This is a genomic window from Paenibacillus sp. YYML68 (genome assembly GCF_027923405.1).
In the GTDB taxonomy this organism is placed as follows: Bacteria; Bacillota; Bacilli; order Paenibacillales; family NBRC-103111; genus Paenibacillus_G.
Genome location: NZ_BQYI01000001.1, coordinates 2,154,978 through 2,177,721, shown reverse-complemented (window position 1 = coordinate 2,177,721; position 22,744 = coordinate 2,154,978). Strand labels below are relative to the sequence as shown.

Here is a 22,744-nt window from a genome sequence, read left to right as displayed (position 1 = left end):
CTTCGAAGACAGCTTACGCTCTCAGCCCGCGCTTAACAAACAAGATCCCGATCAGCAGTGCAATGAGCACGAGCACGACCGTCGCACCCGGAGCCAAGTCCCATATGCCTGCGCTAGTCAATCCGATGATGACAGCCGCCTCTGCAAACAAGATCGACCAGAAGATCGAGCTCTTGAAGCTTCGGGCAACGAGAAGACTGCATGCCACCGGTATCGTCAGCAGTGACGAGACGAGGAGCGCACCAACGATCTTAATCGAAACGCTGATGACGAGCGCCGTCAGCATCGTGATCATAATATTATAGAAGCGAAGCGGTAGTCCGCTCACGCCCGCAGCGTCCTCATCGAAGAACAGCAGGAACATCTCCTTATAGTTGAGCACTACGAACGCCGCCACGATGACTGTCACGCCGCCAACGACCCACAAGTCCATACGATCCAGCGTATAGATGCTACCGAAGAAGTAGCTCATTACATTAATATTGAAGCCTCTGCCGAGTGTAAAGAGCATCGTCGCCAGCGCCACGCCGCCAGACATAATGATCGCTATTGACAGCTCCGCATACGTCTTGTACGCCTTACGCAGCCGCTCAATCGCGAACGATGCAGCCAGCGCGAACAAGAGGCCCACACCAATCGGGTACACGTTGATGAGGAAGCCGAGCGCTACACCCGCGATCGAGACATGCGCAAGCGTATCCCCGATCATGGACAGACGACGCAGCACGAGGAATACGCCCATCAGCGGTGCCGTCAAGCCGATTAACAGACCGCCGAGCAGCGCCCTTTGAAAAAAATGTTCTGCAAAAATATCCAAGTTGCTCTCCCCTTACTCTTATACCGTAACCTCGACGCTCTCGCGAAGCTGCTGCATCGAATGCTTCAGATCGGTCTCCCGGCAATTTTCCGGGGAATGCGTATGCTTGACATAGAAGGTCAGACCGCCCTGTGCGCGCTCCGGCTCAGGTCCCAGGTACGACTTCACCATATCCATATCGTGCGACACCATCATGAACGTCATATGATGATGCTCATGCATATGACGAATCATGCGGAAGAAGCCGGCCTGCGTCTCTGCATCAATACCGACCGTCGGCTCATCGAGAATGAGCAGCTCCGGATTGTTAACGAGCGCCCTCGCGAGGAAGACGCGCTGCTGCTGGCCGCCAGACAGCTGGCCAATCCGTCGGTCCGCAAGATCCTCAATGCGCATCGCATAGAGCGCGTCATCACACTTTGAGCGCTGCGCGGCTGACAGGCGACGGAATAGCGTCTTCTTGCTATACATTCCAGACAGCACGACCTCTCGCACCGTAGCGGGGAACAGCGGGTTAAGCGCGTTCTTCTGCGGCACGTAGCCGATCCGTTCCCAGTCGCGGAACGTGCTAACCGGCTGACCGAACAGACGGATCTCGCCGCGCGTAGGCTTCAACAGTCCGACGATCATCTTGAGCAGCGTCGTCTTCCCTGCCCCGTTCGAGCCGACTAGACCAATGAAGTCCCGCTCTAGCGCCGAGAAGCTGAGTCCGTCGATCACCGTTTTATGTTCATAAGAAAAAAAGATGTCATCGATCGCTATGATCTCTTGATGACATCCGGATTGAGCAGGCGAGTTCATATTCTGCAGCTCCTTAATTGAATCAAGTCTCTGTTGAGCAGCCCCCCTGCCACTGACGCGGCAACTTCAGGGGGAACCTGCTATTTCAGAACAGAGACCGTGGTTGTCTATTCTATTGTAATGCTTTTAATAAATTATTCAAATTAGATTCCATAATCGTAATATAATTGTCACCATTTCGAAGCTGCTCCTCCGTAATGCCCTCGAGCGGACTAAGCACCAGTGTCTCTACACCGGCGTCTCCAGCGAGCGTCTTAGCCAGCTTATCCGAGATCAGCTCCTCGAAGAAAATGTACTTCACCTCGTGCTCCCGAATGAAGGCCAAAATGTTCTTCATCTCACGAGAGGTCGGCTCGGCATCTGGCGCCAGCCCCATAATCGCCATCTGTGTCAGTCCATATTCATGGGCTAAATATCCGAACGACTGATGCGTGACGACGATTTCCTTCTTCTTCGTCTTCGCCAGCTCCGTCTTATACTTCTCATGAAGGGCGTCCAGCTTACCCTCCAGCTGCTTGTAGTTCGCCTCATACTCGGCCTTGCCGGCACCATCGACTTCGACCAGTGCGTCCTTGATGTTCAGTGCCATCTGCTTCGCCTTCAGTGGTGACAGCCAAACGTGCGGGTCCATCGAGCCGTGGTCGTGCTCGTCTTCCTTACTCTTATGCTCATCCTTGTGTCCATGGGAGTCCTTGTGCTCATCCTTATGTCCGTGCGCGTCCTTAGACTCGTCCTCATGGCCGTGCTCATCTTCGGTTCCTGGGATCAGCTCTATGCCGTGGCTTGCTTCTACAGGCTTCACCTTCACATCGCTCTTCAAGCTACCGAGCGTATCGCCTACCCAGCCCTCGAAGCCTGCGCCAAGGTACAGGAACAGGTCCGCCTTCGTCAGCGTCTGAATATCACGGCTCTTCGGCGACCAGTCGTGAGGCTCCACCCCTGCTGGAACCATGTTGATAACGTGAACCCGGCTGCCGCCTACTGCTTGGGCGAAATCGTACAGTGGGTAGAAGCTCGCTACAATATTAATCTTATCGCTCGCCAGCTGCGGCTGCTCTTTGCCGCAGGCCGTCATGGACGATAGAAGCAGTGCCACAAGCGAGCAGGCAAGTAACGTTTTTTTCAATCCAGTTCGAAGCATGTATGAATTCCCTCCGTTATGTAAATCGTAATCATTTTCATTAACTAGAGAGATTATACGACCGGGTATGTACCTTGTCAACGTTAAATGTAGGAATTTCGATTAAGTACGCTTCGGCCGACCGCCGATCCTAAGGCTAACAACTGAGGATGCTACAACACATCTAACAAGAAAGACATGTAACAAGACCAAGCCCACATGATGAACCTTCATCATGCGGGCTTGCTGTATGAACATCCGTATAGGTCTATGCTCCAAGCTACTTCACATGTTACTTCACAATCGAACCGTTCGGCAGGTCGTCCGCCACTGTTGCCAGCGTCAGCTGGTCGCCCTGCGAGGCGGCAAGAATCATTCCTTGCGACAGCTCGCCGCGCAGCTTGACCGGCTTCAGATTCGTGACGCAGATGACCTTGCGTCCGATCATTTGCTCAGGCGTGTAATATTTGGCGATGCCGGACACGACCTGACGCTGCTCGAAGCCAAGATCGAGCTGCAGCTTCAGCAGCTTGTCCGCCTTCTTCACAGGCTCGGCCGCGATGACCTGCGCGACGCGGAGCTCGACCTTGAAGAAGTCGTCGATCGAGATTTCCGGCGCGAGCTCCGGTGCTTCGGCAGCTGCGTCTCCTGCGCCCTGTGCAGCGCCTGCAGCACCGCCAGTCGCTTGAGAGGCCGCGCTGTCCGCCGACTGTCCGCCGTCTGCGCCTTCAGCTGCTGCGGCGGCTGGCTTACCCCCGCCCATCGTACCCGCGATGTAGGCGATCTCCTTGTCCGCCTCAAGACGCGGGAACATGACCTCGCCCTTGTTCACTGCTGTACCTGACGGCAGCGCGCCGAACGACGCCACACTGTCCCATGCGGTCAGCGGGCCTTCTGTAAGGCCGAGCTGGTGCCACATTTTGCGAGGCGTCTCGGTCATGAATGGCTGCAGCAGCACCGAGGCAATGCGTAAGGACTCTGCCAGCATATAGAGCACCGAGCCGAGCGCTGGACGCTTCGCTTCATCCTTCACCAGCGCCCACGGCTGCGTCTCGTCGATGTACTTGTTCGTACGGCTAATCAACTGCCAGATCGCGGTCAGCGCGACGGAGAACTCCAGCTTCTCCATCGCCTCCTCGACCTTGGCGACCGTCGTATGCACCGTATCGAGCAGCGCCGCATCGAATTCCGTCGCGTTCGGGATGTACGGCTGCACAACGCCGTTGAAATATTTATCAATCATGACCACCGTACGGCTCAGTAGATTACCGAGATCGTTCGCCAGGTCGAAGTTAATACGCTCCACAAAGCTTTCCGGAGTGAACGTCCCGTCGGAGCCGAACGGCACCTCGCGCATCAAGTAGTAGCGGAGCGCATCGAGGCCGTAGCGGTCAATGAGTGTCACCGGATCGACGACGTTGCCCTTGGACTTGGACATTTTGCCGTCCTTCATGAGCAGCCAGCCGTGGCTGAACACCTTCTTCGGCAGTGGAAGCTCTAGCGCCATCAGCATAATCGGCCATATGATCGTATGGAAGCGAACGATCTCCTTGCTCATCAGATGCACGTCCGCCGGCCAGTACGTCTGGTAGCGGCTGTCGTCCCCGCTGCCGTAGCCGAGCGCCGTGATGTAGTTCGAGAGCGCGTCAATCCAGACGTAGATGACATGCTTCGGATTGCCCGGCACACGGATTCCCCAATCGAACGTCGTACGGGACACCGCGAGATCCTCAAGGCCCGGCTTGATGAAGTTGTTGATCATCTCATTGCGCCGCGACTCCGGCTGAATGAACTCCGGGTTCGCCTCGTAGAAGGCGATAAGACGGTCTGCATACTTCGACAGACGGAAGAAGTAGCTCTCCTCCTTCACCCATTCGACAGGTCGGCCGCAATCCGGACACTTGTTGCCCTCGTCCAGCTTGCTCTCCAGGAAGAACGACTCGCACGGCGTACAGTACCAGCCCTCGTAGTGACCGAGATAGATATCGTCCTGCTCCATCAGACGGGTAAAAATACGCTCCACCGCCTCCTTATGGCGCGGCTCGGTCGTGCGGATGAAGTCGTCATACGAGATGTCAAGCTTGCGCCACAGCTCCTTAATGCCTGCGACGATGTCGTCGACGAACTGCTGCGGCGTCTTGCCGGCCTCCTGTGCCTTACGCTCGATCTTCTGGCCGTGCTCGTCCGTGCCCGTCAAGTACATGACGTCGAAGCCGCGCAGACGCTTGTAGCGAGCCATCACATCGCCAGCTACCGTCGAATAGGCGTGACCGATATGAAGCTTGTCGCTCGGATAATAGATTGGGGTCGTTAAGTAGAAGCTCGGTTTAGTACCATTGGACATGTTAAGTGAAGCCTCCTTGTTCGAATATACAGCTGCATATGGTGCGCTTCGATGAAGAAAACGCAAAAAAGCCCTCATCCACTTGGGACGAGAGACTACGCTCACGTGGTACCACCCAACTTCCTCTGCCATCGCTGCCTGTCCATAATGAAGGACGTTCGGCTACTGACTGCAGAGCTCAGCGGTCTTGCGACCTTCCGTTAACGCCGGAATTACGATGAAGGCTCGACGGCTCAGCTTATCGACAATCCAGCTGTGCTCCGCTCACCCTCATATCCTCCGGGACCATCTTCCTCCGCTGTCGTCAACCGGCTTCCACCTGCCCCGGCTCTCTGTATGACGCGCCTATGCGAAGTACTTATCCGTTCATGGGATATTAAGCCAAATATATCGAATCAGAGGGGGGTCTGTCAAGGAACGTGGTCGACGCCTCCAGGATGGAACGGATGACACTTGCCGATCCGCTTGATCGTCAGCCAGCTCCCCTTGAGCGCGCCGTGCTTGTCCAGCGCCTCCAGCGCATATTCGGAGCACGTCGGATAGAAGCGGCACGTCGGCGGCTTCAGCGGCGAGATCCACGTGCGATAGAAGACGACGCCTCCTCGCAGAACACGCTTAACCAACGGAACTCACTTCCTTTTCTACTATAATAACACCGACTCCTCCACTCCATATTGAAGCACGATACGGGTACAAGTCAAATGAACGGCGTATACGTGTACAGCAGCGACAGGCCGCTTTCCAGTACAAGCTACAATACGACGAAGGACCGATACGGAATCGGACCCGCAGCAGGAGGCCATCTACCTATGAATAAGCTTAGCCACGATCGATGAAGGAGTTGAGACATCAGTTCTAGTCGTGGAGAAAAAAAGGACTGCCTCCAAGCAGCGATGCCCGGTCTTATCCGGCACACAGCTGCTTGTGTCAGTCCCTTCTATTGTATCGATCTGCCAACCTAGCCGAGCACGACACGGTCGTCCGCAAGCTTCGTGCCGCGAATCCGCTCGAATTGCTGCAGCAGCAGCGGCACGGTCAGCCCTTGCTTCTCGTGCTCCGGCACATCGAGAATGATGCCGCCCTTGTCCATCATAATGAGACGGTTACCGAGACGAATCGCCTGCTCCATGTTATGCGTCACCATCAGAGTCGTCAGCTTCAGCTCGGACACGATCTGCTCCGTCAGCGTCGTGATGAGCTCCGCGCGCGACGGGTCAAGCGCGGCCGTATGCTCATCGAGCAGCAGAATGCGGGGCTCGGTGAACGTCGCCATCAAGAGACTGAGCGCCTGACGCTCGCCACCTGACAAGAGACCGACCTTCGCATTCATCCGATCCTCAAGGCGCATGCCGAGACGGCTGAGCTGCTCGCGGAACCACTTACGCTTCGCGCCTGTCAGGCCAATTGACAGACCTCTACGCTTACTACGCATATAGGCCATCGACAGATTTTCCTGAATTGTCATCGTCGGTGCAGTGCCGGCCATCGGGTCCTGGAAGACGCGGCCGATCCACGTGCTGCGACGATATTCCGGCAAGCCATCGACCCGCTGGTCGTCAATCCACACCTTGCCGGTATCGGGTGTCATGACGCCCGATATAATGTTCATCAGCGTCGACTTGCCCGCTCCGTTACTGCCGATCACGGTGACGAAGTCGCCGTCCTTCAGCTGCAGGTTAATGCGCGACAGGGCGATCTTCTCATCCGGTGTTCCGGGGTTAAATAGCTTCGAAACTTGCTCAATACGCAGCATTAGCGAGCTCCCTCCTGTCCTTCAAGCTCGAGTGCGCGCTTCCGCATAACAGCCCTCTGACGCAATGTCTTCCGTACCATCGGCAGCATGAGCGCGACGATGACGATGAGTGCAGTCATCAGCTTCATATCGGTCGCTTCCAGACCGACGCGCAGCGCCATGGCGACGATCAGGCGGTACACCACAGCCCCGAGCACTACAGCGAGCGTCGCGCGAATCATGTTACGCGCACCGAACAGCGCCTCCCCGATAATGACAGAGGCTAGACCGATGACGATCATGCCTACGCCCATTGTGTTATCAGCAGAGCCCTGATATTGTGCGATCAATGCACCTGACATGGCAACGAGGCCATTCGACAAGCTGACACCAGTAATGATCGTCGAATCGGTGTTCACACCGAAGCTGCGAATCATTCGAGGGTTGTCGCCTGTCGCGCGCAACGCAAGTCCAAGATCGGTATGGAAGAACCAATCGAGCGCAAGCTTGATCAGGATGAGCATGATGGGCATCATGATTAGAACATTCAGACCTGACAGCAGTGTGTCAATTCCGAGCAGAGGAATATTCGCCTTGCCCATAATACGCAGATTGATCGAGTACAGGGCGATCATCATCAGAATACCGGCGAGGAGCGCGTTAATTTTACCCTTCGTATGAAGAAGTCCGGTAATGGCACCAGCAATCAGACCTCCGCCGAACGCTGCAATCGTCGCGAGCAGCGGTGAGGTACCGCTAGTAATGAGAACCGCCGCAATCGCCCCGCCCGTCGTGAAGCTTCCATCGACCGTCAAGTCCGGGAAGTCGAGAATGCGGAACGTAATGTAGACACCTAGCGCCATAATGGCGTACAGCATACCAAGCTCCATAGAGCCCTGTAATGCAACTAACATCATTCATCCTCCTGCCTGAAAGCATGAAAGTGACCTCCCTCACGAGGAGGAAAGGCCACTCATTCATATTGTAAACTTGTTCTTATTTGCTGACATAACGCGTTACTTACTTCGCCGCGTTCAGCAGGTTGTTCTTATCGCTCATCTTGCTCTTCATCGAATCGGTAATTTCCACACCCTGCGCCTGTGCCGCTGCAGCATTCATAATGAGGTCAAGGTCAAGCTTATCCGGGTAGCTGACGTTCATCTCGCCCGGCTTCTTGCCCTTCAGAATGTCGACAGCCATCTTGCCAGCCTGGTAGCCGTGATCGTAGTACTTGAAGCCGAACGTTGCGATCGCGCCCTTCTCCACCGTATCGCGGTCACTCGAGAAGAACGGCAGCTTCTTGTCGTTCGCTACCTTGATGATCGACTCTACCGCACTTACGACCGTATTATCCAATGTAATGTAGATCGCGTCCGCACGTCCAACTAGCGACTCAGCCGCCTGCTTCACCTCGGAGCTGTTCGATACGGCCGCCTTCACAACCTTAATGTTGTGCTTCGCAAGAGCAGCTTCTGCCGTCTTCACCATGAAGGCGGAATTCGCCTCGCCCTCGTTCGCTACGATCCCGACCGTCTTCACCTTCGGAAATTCAGCAGCGATGAAGTCCATCAGCTTCGGAATCGAATCCGGATGCGTATCTGCTGCGCCAGTCACGTTGCCGCCAGGCTGCTCGAGCTTCGACACGAGCTTCGCACTGACCGGATCGGTCACGGCACCGAACAGCACCGGCTTATCCTTCACATTCTGCACGACGACTTGAGCCGACGGTGTTGCGATGGCGAAGATGAGGTCCTTCTTGTCAGCCGCGAACTTCTGACCAATTGTGATGTTCGTTGATGAATCTCCCTGGGCGTTCTGGTAATCAACCTCCAGGTTCTGCTTCTCGACGAAGCCGCCGTCCTTCAGCGCGGCGAGGAATCCTTCGCGGGTCGCGTTCAGCGATGGATGCTCGACGATTTGTGAGATACCGATCTTAACGACCTTCGTGTCGCCGGAAGCGCTTCCTGTATTGTTGCCGCCTTCAGGCGCCTTGGTGCCGCATGCCGCGAGTACGAGCGGGACGGCGACGAGTAAGGTAAGTAGTTTGTTAGTTTTCTTCAAATCTGATGCTCCCCCTTGCCTATTATGGTACCATAACAGAGATGTAATAATGATATAATAGTATGCTACAGCTTACCCGTCAATCATTATTCGACAGACGTTCAATTAATTCCGAGCTGCACACCTATGAACGGGATAGACGCACATTGGAGGCTCTCGATGAAGCTTATCGCATTCCTTGTACTGCTTATGCTGTATCCGCTGTTCCTGAAGCTGCTCCAGATTAGTGATCTGCGGGCGATCCCGCTCATCGTACCGTATGCGCTCGCGGTGCTGTCCGTTGTGATTCTGATCTTCGAGGTGAGTGCTTTCGTGGTTAAGTTATGGAAGCGGTGAAGCGGGATAATTAGTATGAAAAAGATACGTTACCGTCAACCATCCTGGCATCCTGACTGCAGCTTACTCTGCCGCTGGTGGCATAATCGTATGCGCAAATGTCTTTGCGAACTTGATACCGATCACCGACTTTTATAACCGATGTTTCGATGGGCGGCCATTTCCACTCACTGAAGGTGAGGGTCACCGTAACTTTTATTTCATCTAAACTTTGTGAGTTTATTGAATGAATTTCAAAGCTATTCAAGGGCACACCATAGGTGTCACCTTGCTTTATAATCTCGTTATAGTAATCAACAACTATCGACTTAGCGACCTCTGAGGGATTACTCATCAGCTCATCGACTGACCTGCTCGTTATAGACTCCAGCGTTACTGTCGACTGTAAGGATCGCTCTACACCTTTAGCACTCACTAGCCCGACACACATTAAGGCAAACACGCACACCAGCATCCATGCAAACCCATTTCTTTTCATCGTACACTCCCTTTCCTTCTAATGTATCTATCATACTGTATTCTTGTTGTTTTATACAATAATTCCATTTATGGAAACTCCTCAACATTACATATAAGGGATGTGCTGACACACATGACACAAACAATGATGAAAGCTGTAGGTCTACACTGCTATTTGCCAATTGATGATCCTGAGAGCCTGCTCGATCTGGAGCTGCCGAAGCCTGCTCCCCAAGGCAAAGATCTGCTCGTGAAGGTGCTCGCCGTCTCTGTCAACCCCGTCGATACGAAGATCCGCTCCCCGAAGCCGAAGCAGGAGGAGCAGCCTCGCGTACTGGGCTGGGATGCGTGCGGTGTCGTCGAAGCGGTCGGACCCGACTGCGAGCTGTTCCAGCCCGGGGACGAAGTGTATTATGCAGGCGCTATACAGAGACAAGGCAGCAACAGTGAGTACCAGCTCGTCGATGAGCGCATCGTCGGCCGCAAGCCGCGTTCGCTGACCGTTGCTGAGGCTGCTGCGCTACCACTCACCGCTATTACGGCGTGGGAGGCGTTCTTCGACCGCCTCGGCCTCACTCCAGAGGCAGGGGCGAACGAAGGGCGCACCGTACTTATCATCGGAGCAGCGGGAGGCGTCGGCTCGATCGCCGTGCAGCTAGCACGCTGGGCTGGACTAACCGTCATCGGCACCGCCTCGCGGCCAGAGTCCGTGGCGTGGGTGCAGCAGCTGGGCGCGCACGCGGCCATCAGCCATCGCGAGGAGCTTGCTCCGCAGCTGCAAGCGCTGGGCTATACCCACGTCGATTACATCTTCTGCCTGAACAACACCGCTGGACATTGGACCAGTATGGTAGACGTGATCGCCCCTCAAGGACGTATTTGCTCCATCGTAGATGCTAGTGAGCCATTGAATCTGTCACTGCTCAAGAACAAGAGCGTTATGTTCGTCTGGGAGTTCATGTTTACCCGCGCGATGTATGAGACGTCGGACATGATCGAGCAGCACCGGCTGCTCAACCGCGTAGCTGAGCTGGTCGACAGCGGCACGCTTCGGACGACGATGACCGAGCGTCTAACGCCAATTCACGCTGACAACATGCGGCTAGCCCATCGCAAGCTCGAATCGGGCCGCATGATCGGCAAACTCGTGCTGGAGTCGTTTGAATAAACGGATGTAACGAGAACGTGAATAAGCGGACACGAGAGGAAGACTCGTGTCCGCTTTTTTTGTACGATTACCGGATAAATGATAGCTGTTGTTCTCACGCGCGGCTTGCCTGACGAAACCTTCCGTAGCAACGAGATTAAGATACCAGTCCAAGCGTACTCGACAAGCTCGACAAGCTCGACCAGCCCCAGCCTGCGGCAATGCCGAGCACCACGATGACCCAAGGCGGCGTCTTCCACCACTGAATCAAGCCGAATAGCACAAGAACGAACGCAGCATCATAGCCGTTCATAACGGTCGAGGTCCAGATCGGGTCATACAGCGCAGCCCCGAGCAGACCGACGACAGCGGCGTTCATCGCCGCGACGGTACCTTGCAGACGCGGACGGGTGCGTAGCGACTCCCAGAACGGAAGCACGCCCAGCACGAGCAGGAACGCAGGCAAGAAGATGGCGAGCGTCGCCACAGCCGCCCCGGCCAGGCCGAAGCCTGCCATCCCGATGTACGAGGCGAACGTAAACAGCGGACCAGGCACCGCCTGCGTCGCCCCATAGCCAGCGAGAAATTGACTCTCCGTCAGCCAGCCCGCCTGCACGACCTCCCGCTCCAGCAGCGGCAGCACGACGTGACCGCCGCCGAAGACGAGCGAGCCCGCGCGATACATGCTGTCGAACAGCGCGAGCAGCGGCTGGGTGTCGCCAGCCGCCTGACGCACGAGCGGCAGCGCGGCCAGCAGGACGAAGAAGGCGCCGAGTGCGGCGGCGCCCGTCCTGCGGCTTACGCCGCTGGCCAAGGGCTTCCCCTCGGCGCCGCCTGCCGCGCCGAGGTGCTCTTGCCCGCGCCACCAGCCGTACAGGCCGGCGGCGGTGAGCACGACCAGCTGGCCGATGGCACCCGGCCAGAGCAGTACAGTCGCGGCGGCGCCGAGCGCCAGCGTTGCTCTCGTGCGGCCGGCCGCGAGCTTGCCGGCCATGCCGAGCACCGCCTGCGCGACGACCGCGACGGCGACTAGCTTGAGGCCGTGCAGCCAGCCGGCCTCCATCGCTCCTGGCGTCGCCTGCGCCCATGCGGCGAACAGCACGAGCGCGACGACGGACGGCAGCGTGAAGCCGAGCCACGCCGTCAGTCCGCCGAGCAAGCCGCCGCGCAGCAGACCGATGCCGATGCCAGTCTGGCTGCTGGCAGGCCCCGGCAGGAACTGGCTGAGCGCGACGAGCTCTGCATAGGCGGCCTCACTTAGCCATTGGCGGCGGCGCACATATTCGTCGCGGAAGTAGCCGAGATGTGCGATTGGACCGCCGAACGACGTAAGTCCGAGCTTCAGCGATACGGCGAATATTTCGCCCAGACCACCCAAGCGGCTTCGGCTGTCACTGAGAGCTTCCACCGGATCCACAGCGCCTGCCTTGTCTGTCTGCAGCCTGAGCCCAGCATCCCCACCTTCAACCCGCGACTTCTGATCCGTACGGATCTCTGACATCGTTAATCCTCCTTATGACACATTCCTTCTATACTATTATTCTCGTTATTAGTTTTATATATCAATAATCATAATACAAGTCAACGCCGATGCCTATCTTTACAAAAAAACAACAGTCCCCTTCGAGGCGAAATCGCCGGAAGCTGGACTGCTGCTATGAATTAAGCTCGGTGGAAGATCGCATACACGATATACAAACCATTCACCGCATCGAATTCGCCTTCTCCTCCGCCTCCCGCTTCCTCAGCAGCGATGACTGGAACAGCCTGCGCAGCGCGTACGGCACAATGAATAGTATAAATAAGATCCGAAACATCTGGTACGCGACGACGAGCGACACATCGGCTCCCACGACTGCTGCTACGACACCCATCTCCGTCATCCCGCCGGGCGCTACGCTGAGGAAGCCGCTCGTCAAGCTCACTGGATGCACAAGCGTGAACAAGTAGCTCAGCCCGAGCGCGAACGCCACCAGCGCCAAGCTGCTCGCCAGCGAATATGGCAGCAGTCTGCCCCAGCTCGCTAATGAGCTGAAGCGTATGCCGATGCCTAGATAGATGCCGAGGCTCCACTGGGCCGCCAGCACGAGCGGCTCCGGCGGTACAGGCGGACCCCAGCCGAAGACGGTCAGCAGTGCAGCGAGCACGATCGGGCCGAGAAACCAAGGCGTCGGCAGCTTCAGACGAGCGGCAACACTTGCAGCCGCAACCGTTAGAGCCGCACAGAGCACGAGCTTAGCCGCTCCTGCAACCGCATGTGCAACCGCTCCTACACCTGCTCCAGCACCTGCATGCGCACCCGCTCCTCCTACTGAACCCACACCTGCACTGGCTCCCACCTCATGCACAGGCATCGATGATACGACAGACATCACAGACTCCGGCTCGACCAGAACGGGCAAGCCGACGGTTATCCCCCCGTTCAACCCGTGCACCGTCAAGAACGGCACAATGAAGATGACGGTTAATAGCCGTATCGTCTGCATGAACGTCACCACCGTATGGTCGGCGCCCGGAATCTCCTCTCCGAGCACGACCATCTGCGTAAGTCCGCCGGGGATGCTGCCGATGATGCTGCTCTCCGGCGAGATGCCTGCGGCCCTCGACAGCACGAGAGCCGTCAGCAAGCTGAATCCGACGGTCAGCACCGTCGCAGCGAGCATCGAGGGCAGCTGGGCGGCGATGCTCCTTGCGCTGTCCAGCGTGAACGACAGACCGAGTCCGTAGCCGAGCAGCAGCAGCCCGGCATTGCGCAGCGCCGACGGCCATACGAGCCTGCGGCCCGTACCCGTCTGCCATAGCACAGCGGCTGTCAGCGGGCCGAGCATCCAGGCGAGCGGCGCGTTCAGCAGCTGGAACAGCCACCCGCCCAGCGAAGAAACAGCGACCGTCTCCACGAATGGAAGGAGACGAGTCGCTTGATTTTTCACATGTGTGACCACTGTCCCACTACTACTTCAGATGCTCCGGGTTCAGCTGCTCGAGATCAGCCGTCACGAACCGACCATCCTTGCGGACGAGCTCCCCGTCGAAGTACATCTCGCCGCCACCGTATTCTGGCCGCTGAATGAGCACCATGTCCCAATGGACGCTGGAGCGGTTACCATTGTCCGCATCCTCGTACGCATTGCCCGGGGTGAAGTGGATGCTGCCGTTAATTTTCTCATCGAATAAGATGTCCTTCATCGGATGCTGAATGTACGGATTCACGCCGATCGCGAACTCCCCAATATATCGAGCACCGTCGTCGGTATTGAGAATATCGTTCAGCTTAGCCGTGTCGCTGCCTGTCGCCTCCACGATCTTGCCATTCTCCAAACGCAGCTTAATATTCTCGAACGACGTACCGGTGTAGATCGTCGGCGCGTTGAACGTAATGACGCCGTTAGCCGAAGTCTTCACTGGAGCCGTGAACACCTCGCCGTCCGGAATATTGTGCGTGCCCGCACACTTGATCGCTGGAATGCCTTGGATCGAGAACGTCAAGTCGGTTCCAGGTCCGACCAGCCGCACCTCGTTCGTCCGCTCCATACGGGAGACGAGCGCATCCATCGCAGCAGACATCTTGCTGTAATCGAGATTGCATACTTGGAAGTAGAAGTCCTCGAACGCCTCCGTGCTCGTGTTGGCCAGCTGCGCCATCGACGGACTCGGATAACGCATGACGCACCACTTCGTATGATTAACGCGCTGCTCGGTAACCGGACGCTGGTACACCTTCGAGAACAGCCGCATCTTCTCGTCAGGCACGTCGGACGTCTCCGTAATGTTGTCCCCGCCGCGCACGGCAAGATATGCGTGCATATTCTTCATCCGGTTCAGCTCCAGCTCGGCCATCCGCTTATACAGCTCCTCCGTGCCGCCGAGCATCAGGCTGCGCGTCACCTCTGGATAGCGGAACTCCAGGAACGGGTGACCGCCTGCTGCGTACACCTCTTCGATTAAGCATCGAGCCAGCTCCTGGTCGCGCAGACCGATGAGATCGATCAGCACATTTTCTCCCGGCTGGAGACTGATTGAATATCGAACCAAATTGTGGGCAAACTGCTTCAATCGCGGATCACGCATACGCTTCCTCCTCTGGCTGTACGCCAACTTCATATTAACTACCTCAATGTAACGGATTTTGTTGGAAAGTTCAAACGACGTGCCCGCCCATTAACTCATCGATCGCGCACGGGAACAATCAACAAGCATCGAACGAAGGCCGGGAACGGTCGCTTCATCAGCAACGCCCCCGGCCCTTCGTGTTGATCGACTCGATTCGCTCATACTACCGCGGCGGCCATTGCGCCTCTAGCTCTTCCTTCGTGAAGAAGTTGTTAATCTCCCGCTTCGCGCTCTCCAGCGAGTCAGAGCCGTGAATGATGTTCTCTCCGACATAGGTCGCGTAATCACCGCGTATCGTTCCCGGCTGCGCGTCGAGCGGATTCGTCTTCCCCATCATCATGCGCGACAGCTCGATGACGTTCTCCCCTTGCCACACCATGCCGAACACAGGTCCTGATGTAATGAACTCGACCAGCTCCTCGAAGAACGGCTTCCCCTTATGCGATTCATAGTGAAATTCCGCCTGCTCTCTGCTCATGCGGAACAGCTTCGCCGCCATCATATCGAAGCCGCGCTGCTCGAACCGCTGCAGAATGCCTCCGACCAGATGCCGACGCACGCCGTCAGGCTTGACCATAATGAATGTCTGCTCGCTCATATGCTCCATCGCTGCTCACTCCATCTTCTGCTTCATGATGTACGTCTTGCTTACCCCTGAGGCACATGGATGCTATGCATCCAGACTCACTCATGCAGACGCACTGTACTTCCTATCGTTACCAGAAGGAACCATTCCTATGCTTGCGTTCATCCGTGATCACATCGACCAGCAGCTTTATCAACTCTATGAACGCGCTTCGTCCTCATCCACCTTCCGAGCCGGCTTCAGCTTGTTGTAGCCGCGCTCCCCGTAGGGCTGGAGATCATTCAGCCATTTCTCCTCCAGCTTCTCCAGCTCATACGGAATATCCTGAAAGCCCTCCTTGCGAATGCGGAGCGTCTCCAGCACCTCGAACTCGAAGCTATCCTCCCCATACTCGTTCCACTCGCGTATGAGCTCCTTATGCTGGGACGTGCCCAGCTTCAGCTCGAACGGGAGTCGACGCTCCATCGCATTCAGATTGCGGGTGGAGCCGACCAGCGTCTTGCCGTTCTGCTTGTTCACGAAGCGAAACACCCCGATCGGCTTCTCCATCTCCTCATATGCAGTCACAAGCTCCTTACGCCGCTGCTTCTCCATCTGTTCTCCTCCTTCTGATACTTCCGGCACGCTTGATGCTGTCAATACAGTCAGCTGCGCCTTCACTCTCGAACCGAGCCAATAGGCACGGCCATCCTCGGTCCGCTCCAGCCAGCCGTAATCGACCATGAAGCGGCGAATGACTGCATAATCGGGCCACGCCTGCTCCAGTATGCCGTTCACCTCGGCTTCAGCGTACGGAACGTCCGGCTGAAACCGCCGTGTCAGCTCCTCTGCTACGAGCTCGCGCGCTCGCTCCTTACGCGGCCATTCCTTCAGCGGCCCATCCAGTCCCTCTGGGAAATAGTCATGCTCCAGCTCCAGCAAATCTTGAATCGGCTGCACCGATGCCGGTCGTCCACGCTTCTTGCCCTTGCCCGAGGCGCTGGCCGCTGCCTTGCCCTTCTCCATCAGGCGCATGAGCACGAGGAACAGCTTCGCCTGCTTCTCCTTCTCCCGCAGCGTGAACCGATGGTTGCGGATCGTCGAGGCGCTGCCCCCGCCGACCCGCTCCAGCACCTCCGCATCGCTCATCCCTTCATGGAACAGCAGCAGCAGCTGCTTTTGCAAGGCGGACAGTCCGGTCCACTTCTTATCCAGATGCAGCAGTGCATGGAACACCGAGCCGTGCTGCTTGGCGATATGCTCCCTCATCCACTTCTCCGCATCCCACCATACGCCATCCTCCGCTGATGCGTAGATGACGCCTCGCTCCGAGCTGCTGCCACAGATAAGACACCGATACATCCCGCTCTCCGCATCATACATATAGCCTCGTTCAATATCTTCAATCGGCGCTTCGCCGAGCCAGTCGGTCATGGACTTCTCCACTCGGTACCCCTCCATTACATTTATATAGACATAATATAGTTTAGTCCTGTATATGTCAAACATTTTTAGTTATCGTCTATATAATACATGCACAGGAATTCACTCTATCACCTCTATCGAAAAAATGCTATAATATCTACCATTGATAAAAAGAAAACGATTACAACGACCTCAGGAGAATGCGAACATGCGCAAAGCACGCCTGCTGGCAGCCGGCTTATGGATTGCTGCTCTTATCTTCATTCCGACCTCCGGCTGGAACTTACCAGCCCCGAGCCCGACCTACGTCTATGAGACCGAGCTTGAGGAGGAGGTCCAGTGGACGGCCGAGGAGCTTCAGAAGCCGCCGAATATTATTATCGTTCTCAGCGAAGCGTTCTGGGACGTGACGCAGCTGCCAGGCCTTCAATTCAGCAGAGATCCGCTACCGATGTATCATGCGCTGCAGAAGCAGTATACGTCGGGCACGATGCTGTCGCCGATGTTCGGAGGAGGAACGGCGAATGTGGAGTTCGAGGTGCTGACTGGACACTCGTACCGATTTTTCCCCGAGAGCTCTATTGTGTATGAGCAATATATCAAGCATCCGACCGCCTCGATCGCCAGCCTCCTGAAGCAGCAGGGCTACGCGACGACAGCGATCAGTCCGTTCCACGGCTGGTACTTCAATAGTACGGATGTGTATAAGCATCTAGGCTTCTCCCAGTTCATTAGCCTCGAATACTTCAATCCGGATGAATATGTCGGTCCGTACATTGGCGATCACGCTGTGGCTCTACGTGTGCTGGAGCAGCTAGAAGCGACTCCGGGGCAAGACTTCATCTTCGCGAACACGATGGAGAACCATTACCATTATTGGCCGGGCAAATTCGATGCGAATACGATAGAAGTCAAGGGCAGAGCCTCCAAGCGCAGCTTAGGCTTGATCGAGACGTATGCGCAAGGCGCGTCCGGAGCTGACCGGATGCTGCAGGAGCTCGTCATCCAGCTGAATCGGCTGCGCGAGCCGACGATTCTCGTCTTCTTCGGGGATCATCTGCCTTCTCTTGAGAAGTATGATGCGTATACGGATACAGGATATATTAAGGGAGAGGACGACCCCGACTTCTGGTCCAAAATGTACGAGGTGCCCGTCCTCGTCTGGAACAACTACATGCCGCGCGGAGAGAAGGACCACCTGCACATCAGCCCTTCGTTCCTCGGACCGTACGTGCTGAAGCATGCCAAGCTGAACGGCAACGACTATACCGATTACTTGAACGCGCTGGCGTCCCGCATGCCGCTGCTGCCGCCCAAGGAGCAATATGAGTCGCTGCATATTGACGAGTCGACAGTCAAGGAGTATGAGCAGAAGCAGCAAGCGATACTGGAGCGTGAGCTACAGCAGGCAGCTGCCTTAGGAGCAGTGCCGTCAGGAGCCGAACCAGCGTTCACGCTCGGCTATGGCAAGCCGGTAATTGACCGCATCTCGCCTCAGCAGCTTCAGCATCAGAAGGGAAAGCCAGACGCTAAGCCCATAACGTTGACCGTTGAAGGCGGTCGATTCGGGCTCGGCTGTAAGGTCTATGCCGCAGGCGTGAAGCTGAAGACGACGTGGCGCAGCGAGCAGAAGCTGGAGGCGGTGTTGCCTGTCTCCATGCTGAGCAAGCATCAATCGATGCCGATCGAGGTGAAGGTGATCGACTCGAAGGAGAAGGTACTCGCAACGTCTGCCCCTGTACCGTTCGAGATTATAGCGAAGCCTTAACGGGACATAGCAATAGCCGCACTCCACTCATGGAATGCGGCTATTCTAGCATCTGGAACGAACGGTCGACGTCCACTGACTGAATATTGTCGATTACTGCGCTTACCCGGGAAATGAAGCGAGCTGCTTCGTCATTCGAACGTGCCACATCCCGGCATCCAGGAACGGCTCCTCCGACTGTATGCTGTATCCGGCCGAGGTGTAGAACGGCGCTGCATGCGTCTGGGAGTCCAGCATCACGCGACCAATACCCCTGCTTCGAATATCGTCCTCCATCCGTTGAACAAGCCTCTTGCCGAGGCCCTGTCCTCGATAGGAAGGCAGCACCGCGATCCGTTGAAGCTTCGCCGTGTGCGCGTCATACATTTTATAACGGGCTGCCGCAATCGGCACCTCGCCATCGAGCATCAGGAAGTGCCTAGCCGCATCGGGCGATACGTCCAGCTCGTCCACCTCCAGCTCACTTGGCACGCCCTGCTCCTTCACGAACACTTCAGATCGAACCTGAAGACACTGCTGCAGCTGCTCAGCCGTGGTTACCTGTATGACTTGCTGTAGATGCTCCCATTTCATTCCCATACGAATTCCCCTAATCCACTTGCATGCATGTATTCATTCTAGCTTACAGCGTGTCTTATCCGGCAAATGCCCGCTTCAGCGCTTCCTTCACACGGTCTTTACTAAACGGCTTCACAATAAAATCGCTCGCCCCCATACTGACCGCCCGAATAAGTAGAGCCTGCTGCCCCATAGCAGACACCATAATCACCTTTGCGTTCGGATTTAGATCTTTAATTTTCTCCAGCGCCGTTAATCCGTCCATCTCTGGCATCGTAATATCCAAGGTCACGAGATCCGGTCTTTCATCTGAGTATAGTGATAGCGCTTCCACACCGTTACTGGCTTCCATGGTTACTTCGTACCCGAGCTCACGAATGACATTCTTCAATAACATGCGCATAAAGAGTGAATCATCAACGACCATAATCTTTGGATTCACGTCGTGAACAACCTCCTCTTCGACTTCGTTGTTAACATAATGCGTATCGACTTGTATTCCCGAGGATGTATGTGCGCAGGCGTATGTTGTTGTCATAGCAAAACAAATAGCCCCCTTCTTCATGCCTAAAGAGGACCTGAGTACCGTGCATCTCTTGTCCTTCGGCAGCTGGCTGACTTTGTACACCTACAGTAGTCCCTATAGCTTTGCGTCCTTAGCTTTCGCCAAGTTTGCCTTTGTCGGTTACAAACATTTGTAAAAAGTATTATATCACCGTTTCTAAAAATTACAAGCTGAACCCCAAATTACATTCGAATATCGAGCATATGCATGGAGCTTAGCTGACCCAAGATTTGGTGACGCTTACATTTACCTTCATTATACCGAATGCCTTAGTACAATGCCATCACTACTTTTGTTGCTAATTGTTGAATCATGACGAATACATAGAACAGCAAGTAAGCCCAGCATTAAATTTATGTAAAACGCAAGGAATATTGACAGCTTAGGACGAATGATGTAGCGAAGATAATGAATAGAAAAGGAAGAGTGTACTCCATGCCGAATCTCGAAAAAAGCCAGCTGACCGAACCAGCTCTAGGCTCCCGTAAGGCGATGAGTCTGTTTTTCTCCATGCCGATTTTGGCGTGGGCGATGTTTGACTTCGCCAACACGATCTTCACCTCCAATATTATTACGATCTTCTTCCCGTTCTATCTACAGGAGGTACTAGGCGGCAGCGATACGATGAACCAGATCGCCAGCACGTTCATTACGTACACGAACGCACTCTCCAGCCTCCTTCTTGTGCTGCTATCCCCGCTGTACGGCGTTCTCATAGACCGGACTGGCCGCAAGAAGGCGTTCCTTGTGCCGCTGGCGATCGCCTGCATCGCCTGTACACTTGTAATGGGCGGACTGTCATACTGGCAGACGGAGCTTACGTTGGGCGGCATTCCGCTGTCGCTTGCATTGGTACTTATTGCGTTCATGCTTGCCAAATTTTTTTACAGCTCCAGTCTCGTCTTCTATGATGCGATGATCTCTGACCTCGGGAGCCAGAAGGAGCTCCCGCTCATCTCCGGCTTCGGCGTCGCGGTTGGTTACGTCGGTACGTTAGTCGGCCTGTCGGTCTATCCGCTTGTCGGCAGCAGCAGCTTCCATAACGCCTTCATTCCGAGCGCGTTGCTGTTCCTCATCTTCTCTCTGCCACTGTTCTTCATGTATAAGGAAACAACCGCTAAGCCAATCACGGCCAAGCCGAAGCAATCGTTCCTGAGTGGCTATCGCGATATTGCAGCGACGTTCAAGGAAGCGCGCACATATAAAGCCGTGTTTCTGTTCATGATCGCCTATTTCTTCTTCAACGATGCGGTTGCGACGGCGATTGCTGTCATGGGCGTCTATGCGAAGACTGTCATCGGCTTCTCGACCGGCAAGTTCATCCTGCTCTACCTCGTATCGACCGTATCCAGCATCATTGGCTCCTTCGTCTTCGGCTACATTACGCGCGCCACGGGAGCGAAGACGGCCGTATCGGCCGTAGCAATCGTAATGATGGGCTCAATCGCTCTAGCATCGACGGCGACAAGCGAGCCTGTTTTTTGGGCGGCGGGCAGCCTGTACGGCATCGCGATGGGCGCGATGTGGGTCACCTCACGTACACTCATCGTCGAGCTGACGCCTGAGGACAAGCGCGGGCAATTCTTTGGCCTATTCGCCTTCTCAGGCAAAGTATCGTCAATCGTCGGGCCGCTACTGTACGGCAGCATTACGCTTGCGCTCGCAGAATACGGCAATGTGGCCAGCCGCATCGCGCTTGGCTCTCTGCTTGTACTTGTACTGATCGGACTTCTTGTTCACATACGTGTTCCTTATAACAAGGCAGCTTAGCCGCCCCACCCTCCTGAACGTTCCGCTCACATCGGTCCTCTTGTGAGATGAGCTTCCTTCTGTGCTATACTGATCTCAACTCAAGCGGAGGGAGCTTAAGAGATGAATACATATCGCGCCTATGTACTGGAAAAATCAACCGAGTTCGCATCAGGCTCGGTGCGCCAGATGACGACTGATCAGCTGCCAGGCTCGTCCGAGGACGTCACCATACGCGTACACTATTCCAGCCTTAACTACAAGGATGCGCTCGCGGCGATGCCGGTCAGTCCGGTCGTCAAGCGTTATCCGTTCGTGCCGGGGATCGACCTCGCCGGTACGGTCATCGATGCAGGGAGCAGCAGTCTGTCCGTCGGACAGCCAGTGCTCGTCACCGGCTACGAGCTCGGCGTGACGCATGACGGAGGCTTCAGTGAGCTCGCGCGAGTGCCAGCGTCATGGATCGTCCCGCTGCCGGACGGCCTTACGCCGAAGGAAGCAATGCTACTCGGTACGGCTGGCTTCACTGCGGCTCTATCGGTCATGGAGCTGGAGCATTGCGGCCTACAACGGGCGACAGATCGACACGTTCTCGTCACCGGAGCGACCGGCGGCGTCGGAAGCGTCGCCGTCTCTCTGCTCGCGAAGCTCGGCTATCAGGTCACCGCCTCGTCCGGTAAGCTGCATGAGACCGAGTACTTGCAGCAGCTTGGCGCAAGTGAGATCATTGAGCGCGACGAGCTTACTAAGCAAGCAGGTCAGCCGCTGCTTAGAGAACGATGGGCCGCTGCGGTTGACCCTGTCGGAGGCAGCGCGCTGCCTGTCGTGCTCGGCTCTCTACAATATGGCGGCGGGGCAGCAGTTAGTGGCTTGACTGGTGGAGCCAGCTTCGACGCAACCGTCTATCCGTTCATTCTCCGCGGCATTAAGCTGCTGGGGATCGACTCTGTTCAATGTCCGATGGAGAAGCGGCTTGAGCTGTGGTCAAGACTTGCCGGCGACTGGAAGCCGGACACTTATCTGAAGGCCGGACATCAAGTCATCGGCCTCCACGAGCTCCCTGCAGCGTTCGAAGCGATCCTCGCCGGTCGCATGCGCGGTCGGGTGCTCGTCTCGATGCAGGAGGAAGCATGAACAACCCGGCCCGTGAGCTGCTGTAGCTCACGGGCCGGGTTTCATTTTACACC

Annotated in this window: 21 protein-coding genes and 1 riboswitch; of the genes, 5 read left to right on the top strand and 16 right to left on the bottom strand. The window is 55.9% G+C overall.

Annotation, left to right across the window (positions count from 1 at the left end; translation table 11 throughout):
• Positions 1–13: 13 nt before the first annotated feature.
• The 8 genes from PAE68_RS09905 to PAE68_RS09870 form a co-directional block, all read right to left on the bottom strand.
• On the bottom strand, positions 14–817 hold the full coding sequence (locus PAE68_RS09905; protein WP_281886499.1) for a metal ABC transporter permease: 804 nt from the start codon (positions 815–817) through the stop codon (positions 14–16).
• An 18-nt stretch (positions 818–835) separates the two neighbouring features.
• Positions 836–1,618: a metal ABC transporter ATP-binding protein gene (locus tag PAE68_RS09900; protein ID WP_281886497.1), complete on the bottom strand. Its 783-nt coding sequence runs from the start codon at positions 1,616–1,618 to the stop codon at positions 836–838.
• Between the two features lie 112 nt (positions 1,619–1,730).
• Positions 1,731–2,759: a metal ABC transporter substrate-binding protein gene (locus tag PAE68_RS09895; protein WP_281886494.1), complete on the bottom strand. Its 1,029-nt coding sequence runs from the start codon at positions 2,757–2,759 to the stop codon at positions 1,731–1,733.
• 271 nt (positions 2,760–3,030) lie between these two features.
• Positions 3,031–5,082, bottom strand: coding sequence for a methionine--tRNA ligase (metG, locus tag PAE68_RS09890; protein WP_281886492.1), 2,052 nt, complete (start codon positions 5,080–5,082; stop codon positions 3,031–3,033).
• 410 nt (positions 5,083–5,492) lie between these two features.
• On the bottom strand, positions 5,493–5,705 hold the full coding sequence (yidD, locus tag PAE68_RS09885; RefSeq protein WP_281886489.1) for a membrane protein insertion efficiency factor YidD: 213 nt from the start codon (positions 5,703–5,705) through the stop codon (positions 5,493–5,495).
• Positions 5,706–6,040: 335 nt separating this feature from the next.
• A complete protein-coding gene (locus PAE68_RS09880; RefSeq protein WP_281886487.1) occupies positions 6,041–6,835 on the bottom strand; it encodes an ABC transporter ATP-binding protein in 795 nt (264 codons plus the stop codon).
• Positions 6,835–7,728 carry an ABC transporter permease gene (locus PAE68_RS09875; protein ID WP_281886485.1) on the bottom strand — a complete coding sequence of 298 codons (894 nt, stop codon included), beginning with the start codon at positions 7,726–7,728 and terminating at the stop codon, positions 6,835–6,837. Before PAE68_RS09875 ends, PAE68_RS09880 begins: the two co-directional genes overlap by 1 nt.
• 106 nt (positions 7,729–7,834) lie before the next feature.
• Positions 7,835–8,875, bottom strand: a complete 1,041-nt coding sequence (locus PAE68_RS09870) for an ABC transporter substrate-binding protein (RefSeq protein WP_281886483.1) — start codon at positions 8,873–8,875, stop codon at positions 7,835–7,837.
• A gap of 159 nt (positions 8,876–9,034) precedes the next feature.
• Here PAE68_RS09870 and PAE68_RS09865 point away from each other — a divergent pair, with 159 nt between their 5' ends.
• Positions 9,035–9,211, top strand: a complete 177-nt coding sequence (locus PAE68_RS09865) for a hypothetical protein (protein ID WP_281886481.1) — start codon at positions 9,035–9,037, stop codon at positions 9,209–9,211.
• 10 nt (positions 9,212–9,221) lie between these two features.
• Here the strand turns inward: PAE68_RS09865 and PAE68_RS09860 are convergent, their stop codons facing one another.
• Positions 9,222–9,689, bottom strand: coding sequence for a hypothetical protein (locus PAE68_RS09860; RefSeq protein ID WP_281886479.1), 468 nt, complete (start codon positions 9,687–9,689; stop codon positions 9,222–9,224).
• Positions 9,690–9,803: 114 nt separating this feature from the next.
• On the opposite strand from PAE68_RS09860, the gene PAE68_RS09855 reads away from it, so the two are divergent.
• Positions 9,804–10,838 (top strand): zinc-binding alcohol dehydrogenase family protein, encoded by a 1,035-nt coding sequence (locus PAE68_RS09855; RefSeq protein WP_281886477.1) that lies wholly within the window; start codon positions 9,804–9,806, stop codon positions 10,836–10,838.
• A 136-nt stretch (positions 10,839–10,974) separates the two neighbouring features.
• Here the strand turns inward: PAE68_RS09855 and chrA are convergent, their stop codons facing one another.
• The 5 genes from chrA to PAE68_RS09830 form a co-directional block, all read right to left on the bottom strand.
• Positions 10,975–12,318 (bottom strand): chromate efflux transporter, encoded by a 1,344-nt coding sequence (gene chrA / locus PAE68_RS09850; protein WP_281886474.1) that lies wholly within the window; start codon positions 12,316–12,318, stop codon positions 10,975–10,977.
• 202 nt (positions 12,319–12,520) lie between these two features.
• Positions 12,521–13,747 carry an AbrB family transcriptional regulator gene (locus PAE68_RS09845; protein ID WP_281886472.1) on the bottom strand — a complete coding sequence of 409 codons (1,227 nt, stop codon included), beginning with the start codon at positions 13,745–13,747 and terminating at the stop codon, positions 12,521–12,523.
• Positions 13,748–13,769: 22 nt separating this feature from the next.
• A complete protein-coding gene (locus PAE68_RS09840) occupies positions 13,770–14,885 on the bottom strand; it encodes an aminopeptidase (RefSeq protein WP_281886470.1) in 1,116 nt (371 codons plus the stop codon).
• A gap of 205 nt (positions 14,886–15,090) precedes the next feature.
• Positions 15,091–15,525, bottom strand: a complete 435-nt coding sequence (ndk, locus tag PAE68_RS09835; protein ID WP_281890999.1) for a nucleoside-diphosphate kinase — start codon at positions 15,523–15,525, stop codon at positions 15,091–15,093.
• Between the two features lie 186 nt (positions 15,526–15,711).
• Positions 15,712–16,938, bottom strand: a complete 1,227-nt coding sequence (locus tag PAE68_RS09830; protein ID WP_281886468.1) for a DUF2087 domain-containing protein — start codon at positions 16,936–16,938, stop codon at positions 15,712–15,714.
• Positions 16,939–17,125: 187 nt separating this feature from the next.
• On the opposite strand from PAE68_RS09830, the gene PAE68_RS09825 reads away from it, so the two are divergent.
• Positions 17,126–18,685 carry an LTA synthase family protein gene (locus tag PAE68_RS09825; protein WP_281886466.1) on the top strand — a complete coding sequence of 520 codons (1,560 nt, stop codon included), beginning with the start codon at positions 17,126–17,128 and terminating at the stop codon, positions 18,683–18,685.
• Between the two features lie 102 nt (positions 18,686–18,787).
• Here PAE68_RS09825 and PAE68_RS09820 read toward each other — a convergent pair whose 3' ends face one another.
• Both PAE68_RS09820 and PAE68_RS09815 read right to left on the bottom strand, forming a co-directional pair.
• On the bottom strand, positions 18,788–19,264 hold the full coding sequence (locus PAE68_RS09820; protein ID WP_281886464.1) for a GNAT family N-acetyltransferase: 477 nt from the start codon (positions 19,262–19,264) through the stop codon (positions 18,788–18,790).
• A gap of 55 nt (positions 19,265–19,319) precedes the next feature.
• On the bottom strand, positions 19,320–19,685 hold the full coding sequence (locus tag PAE68_RS09815; RefSeq protein ID WP_281886462.1) for a response regulator: 366 nt from the start codon (positions 19,683–19,685) through the stop codon (positions 19,320–19,322).
• A gap of 160 nt (positions 19,686–19,845) precedes the next feature.
• Positions 19,846–19,930, bottom strand: a riboswitch (cyclic di-GMP riboswitch).
• Between the two features lie 370 nt (positions 19,931–20,300).
• Between PAE68_RS09815 and PAE68_RS09810 the strand changes: the two genes are divergently transcribed.
• Together PAE68_RS09810 and PAE68_RS09805 are read left to right on the top strand one after the other, a co-directional pair.
• On the top strand, positions 20,301–21,578 hold the full coding sequence (locus PAE68_RS09810) for an MFS transporter (protein WP_281890997.1): 1,278 nt from the start codon (positions 20,301–20,303) through the stop codon (positions 21,576–21,578).
• Between the two features lie 102 nt (positions 21,579–21,680).
• Complete coding sequence (locus PAE68_RS09805; RefSeq protein ID WP_281886459.1) at positions 21,681–22,691, top strand: acrylyl-CoA reductase family protein; 1,011 nt, start codon at positions 21,681–21,683, stop codon at positions 22,689–22,691.
• Positions 22,692–22,744 lie beyond the last annotated feature (53 nt).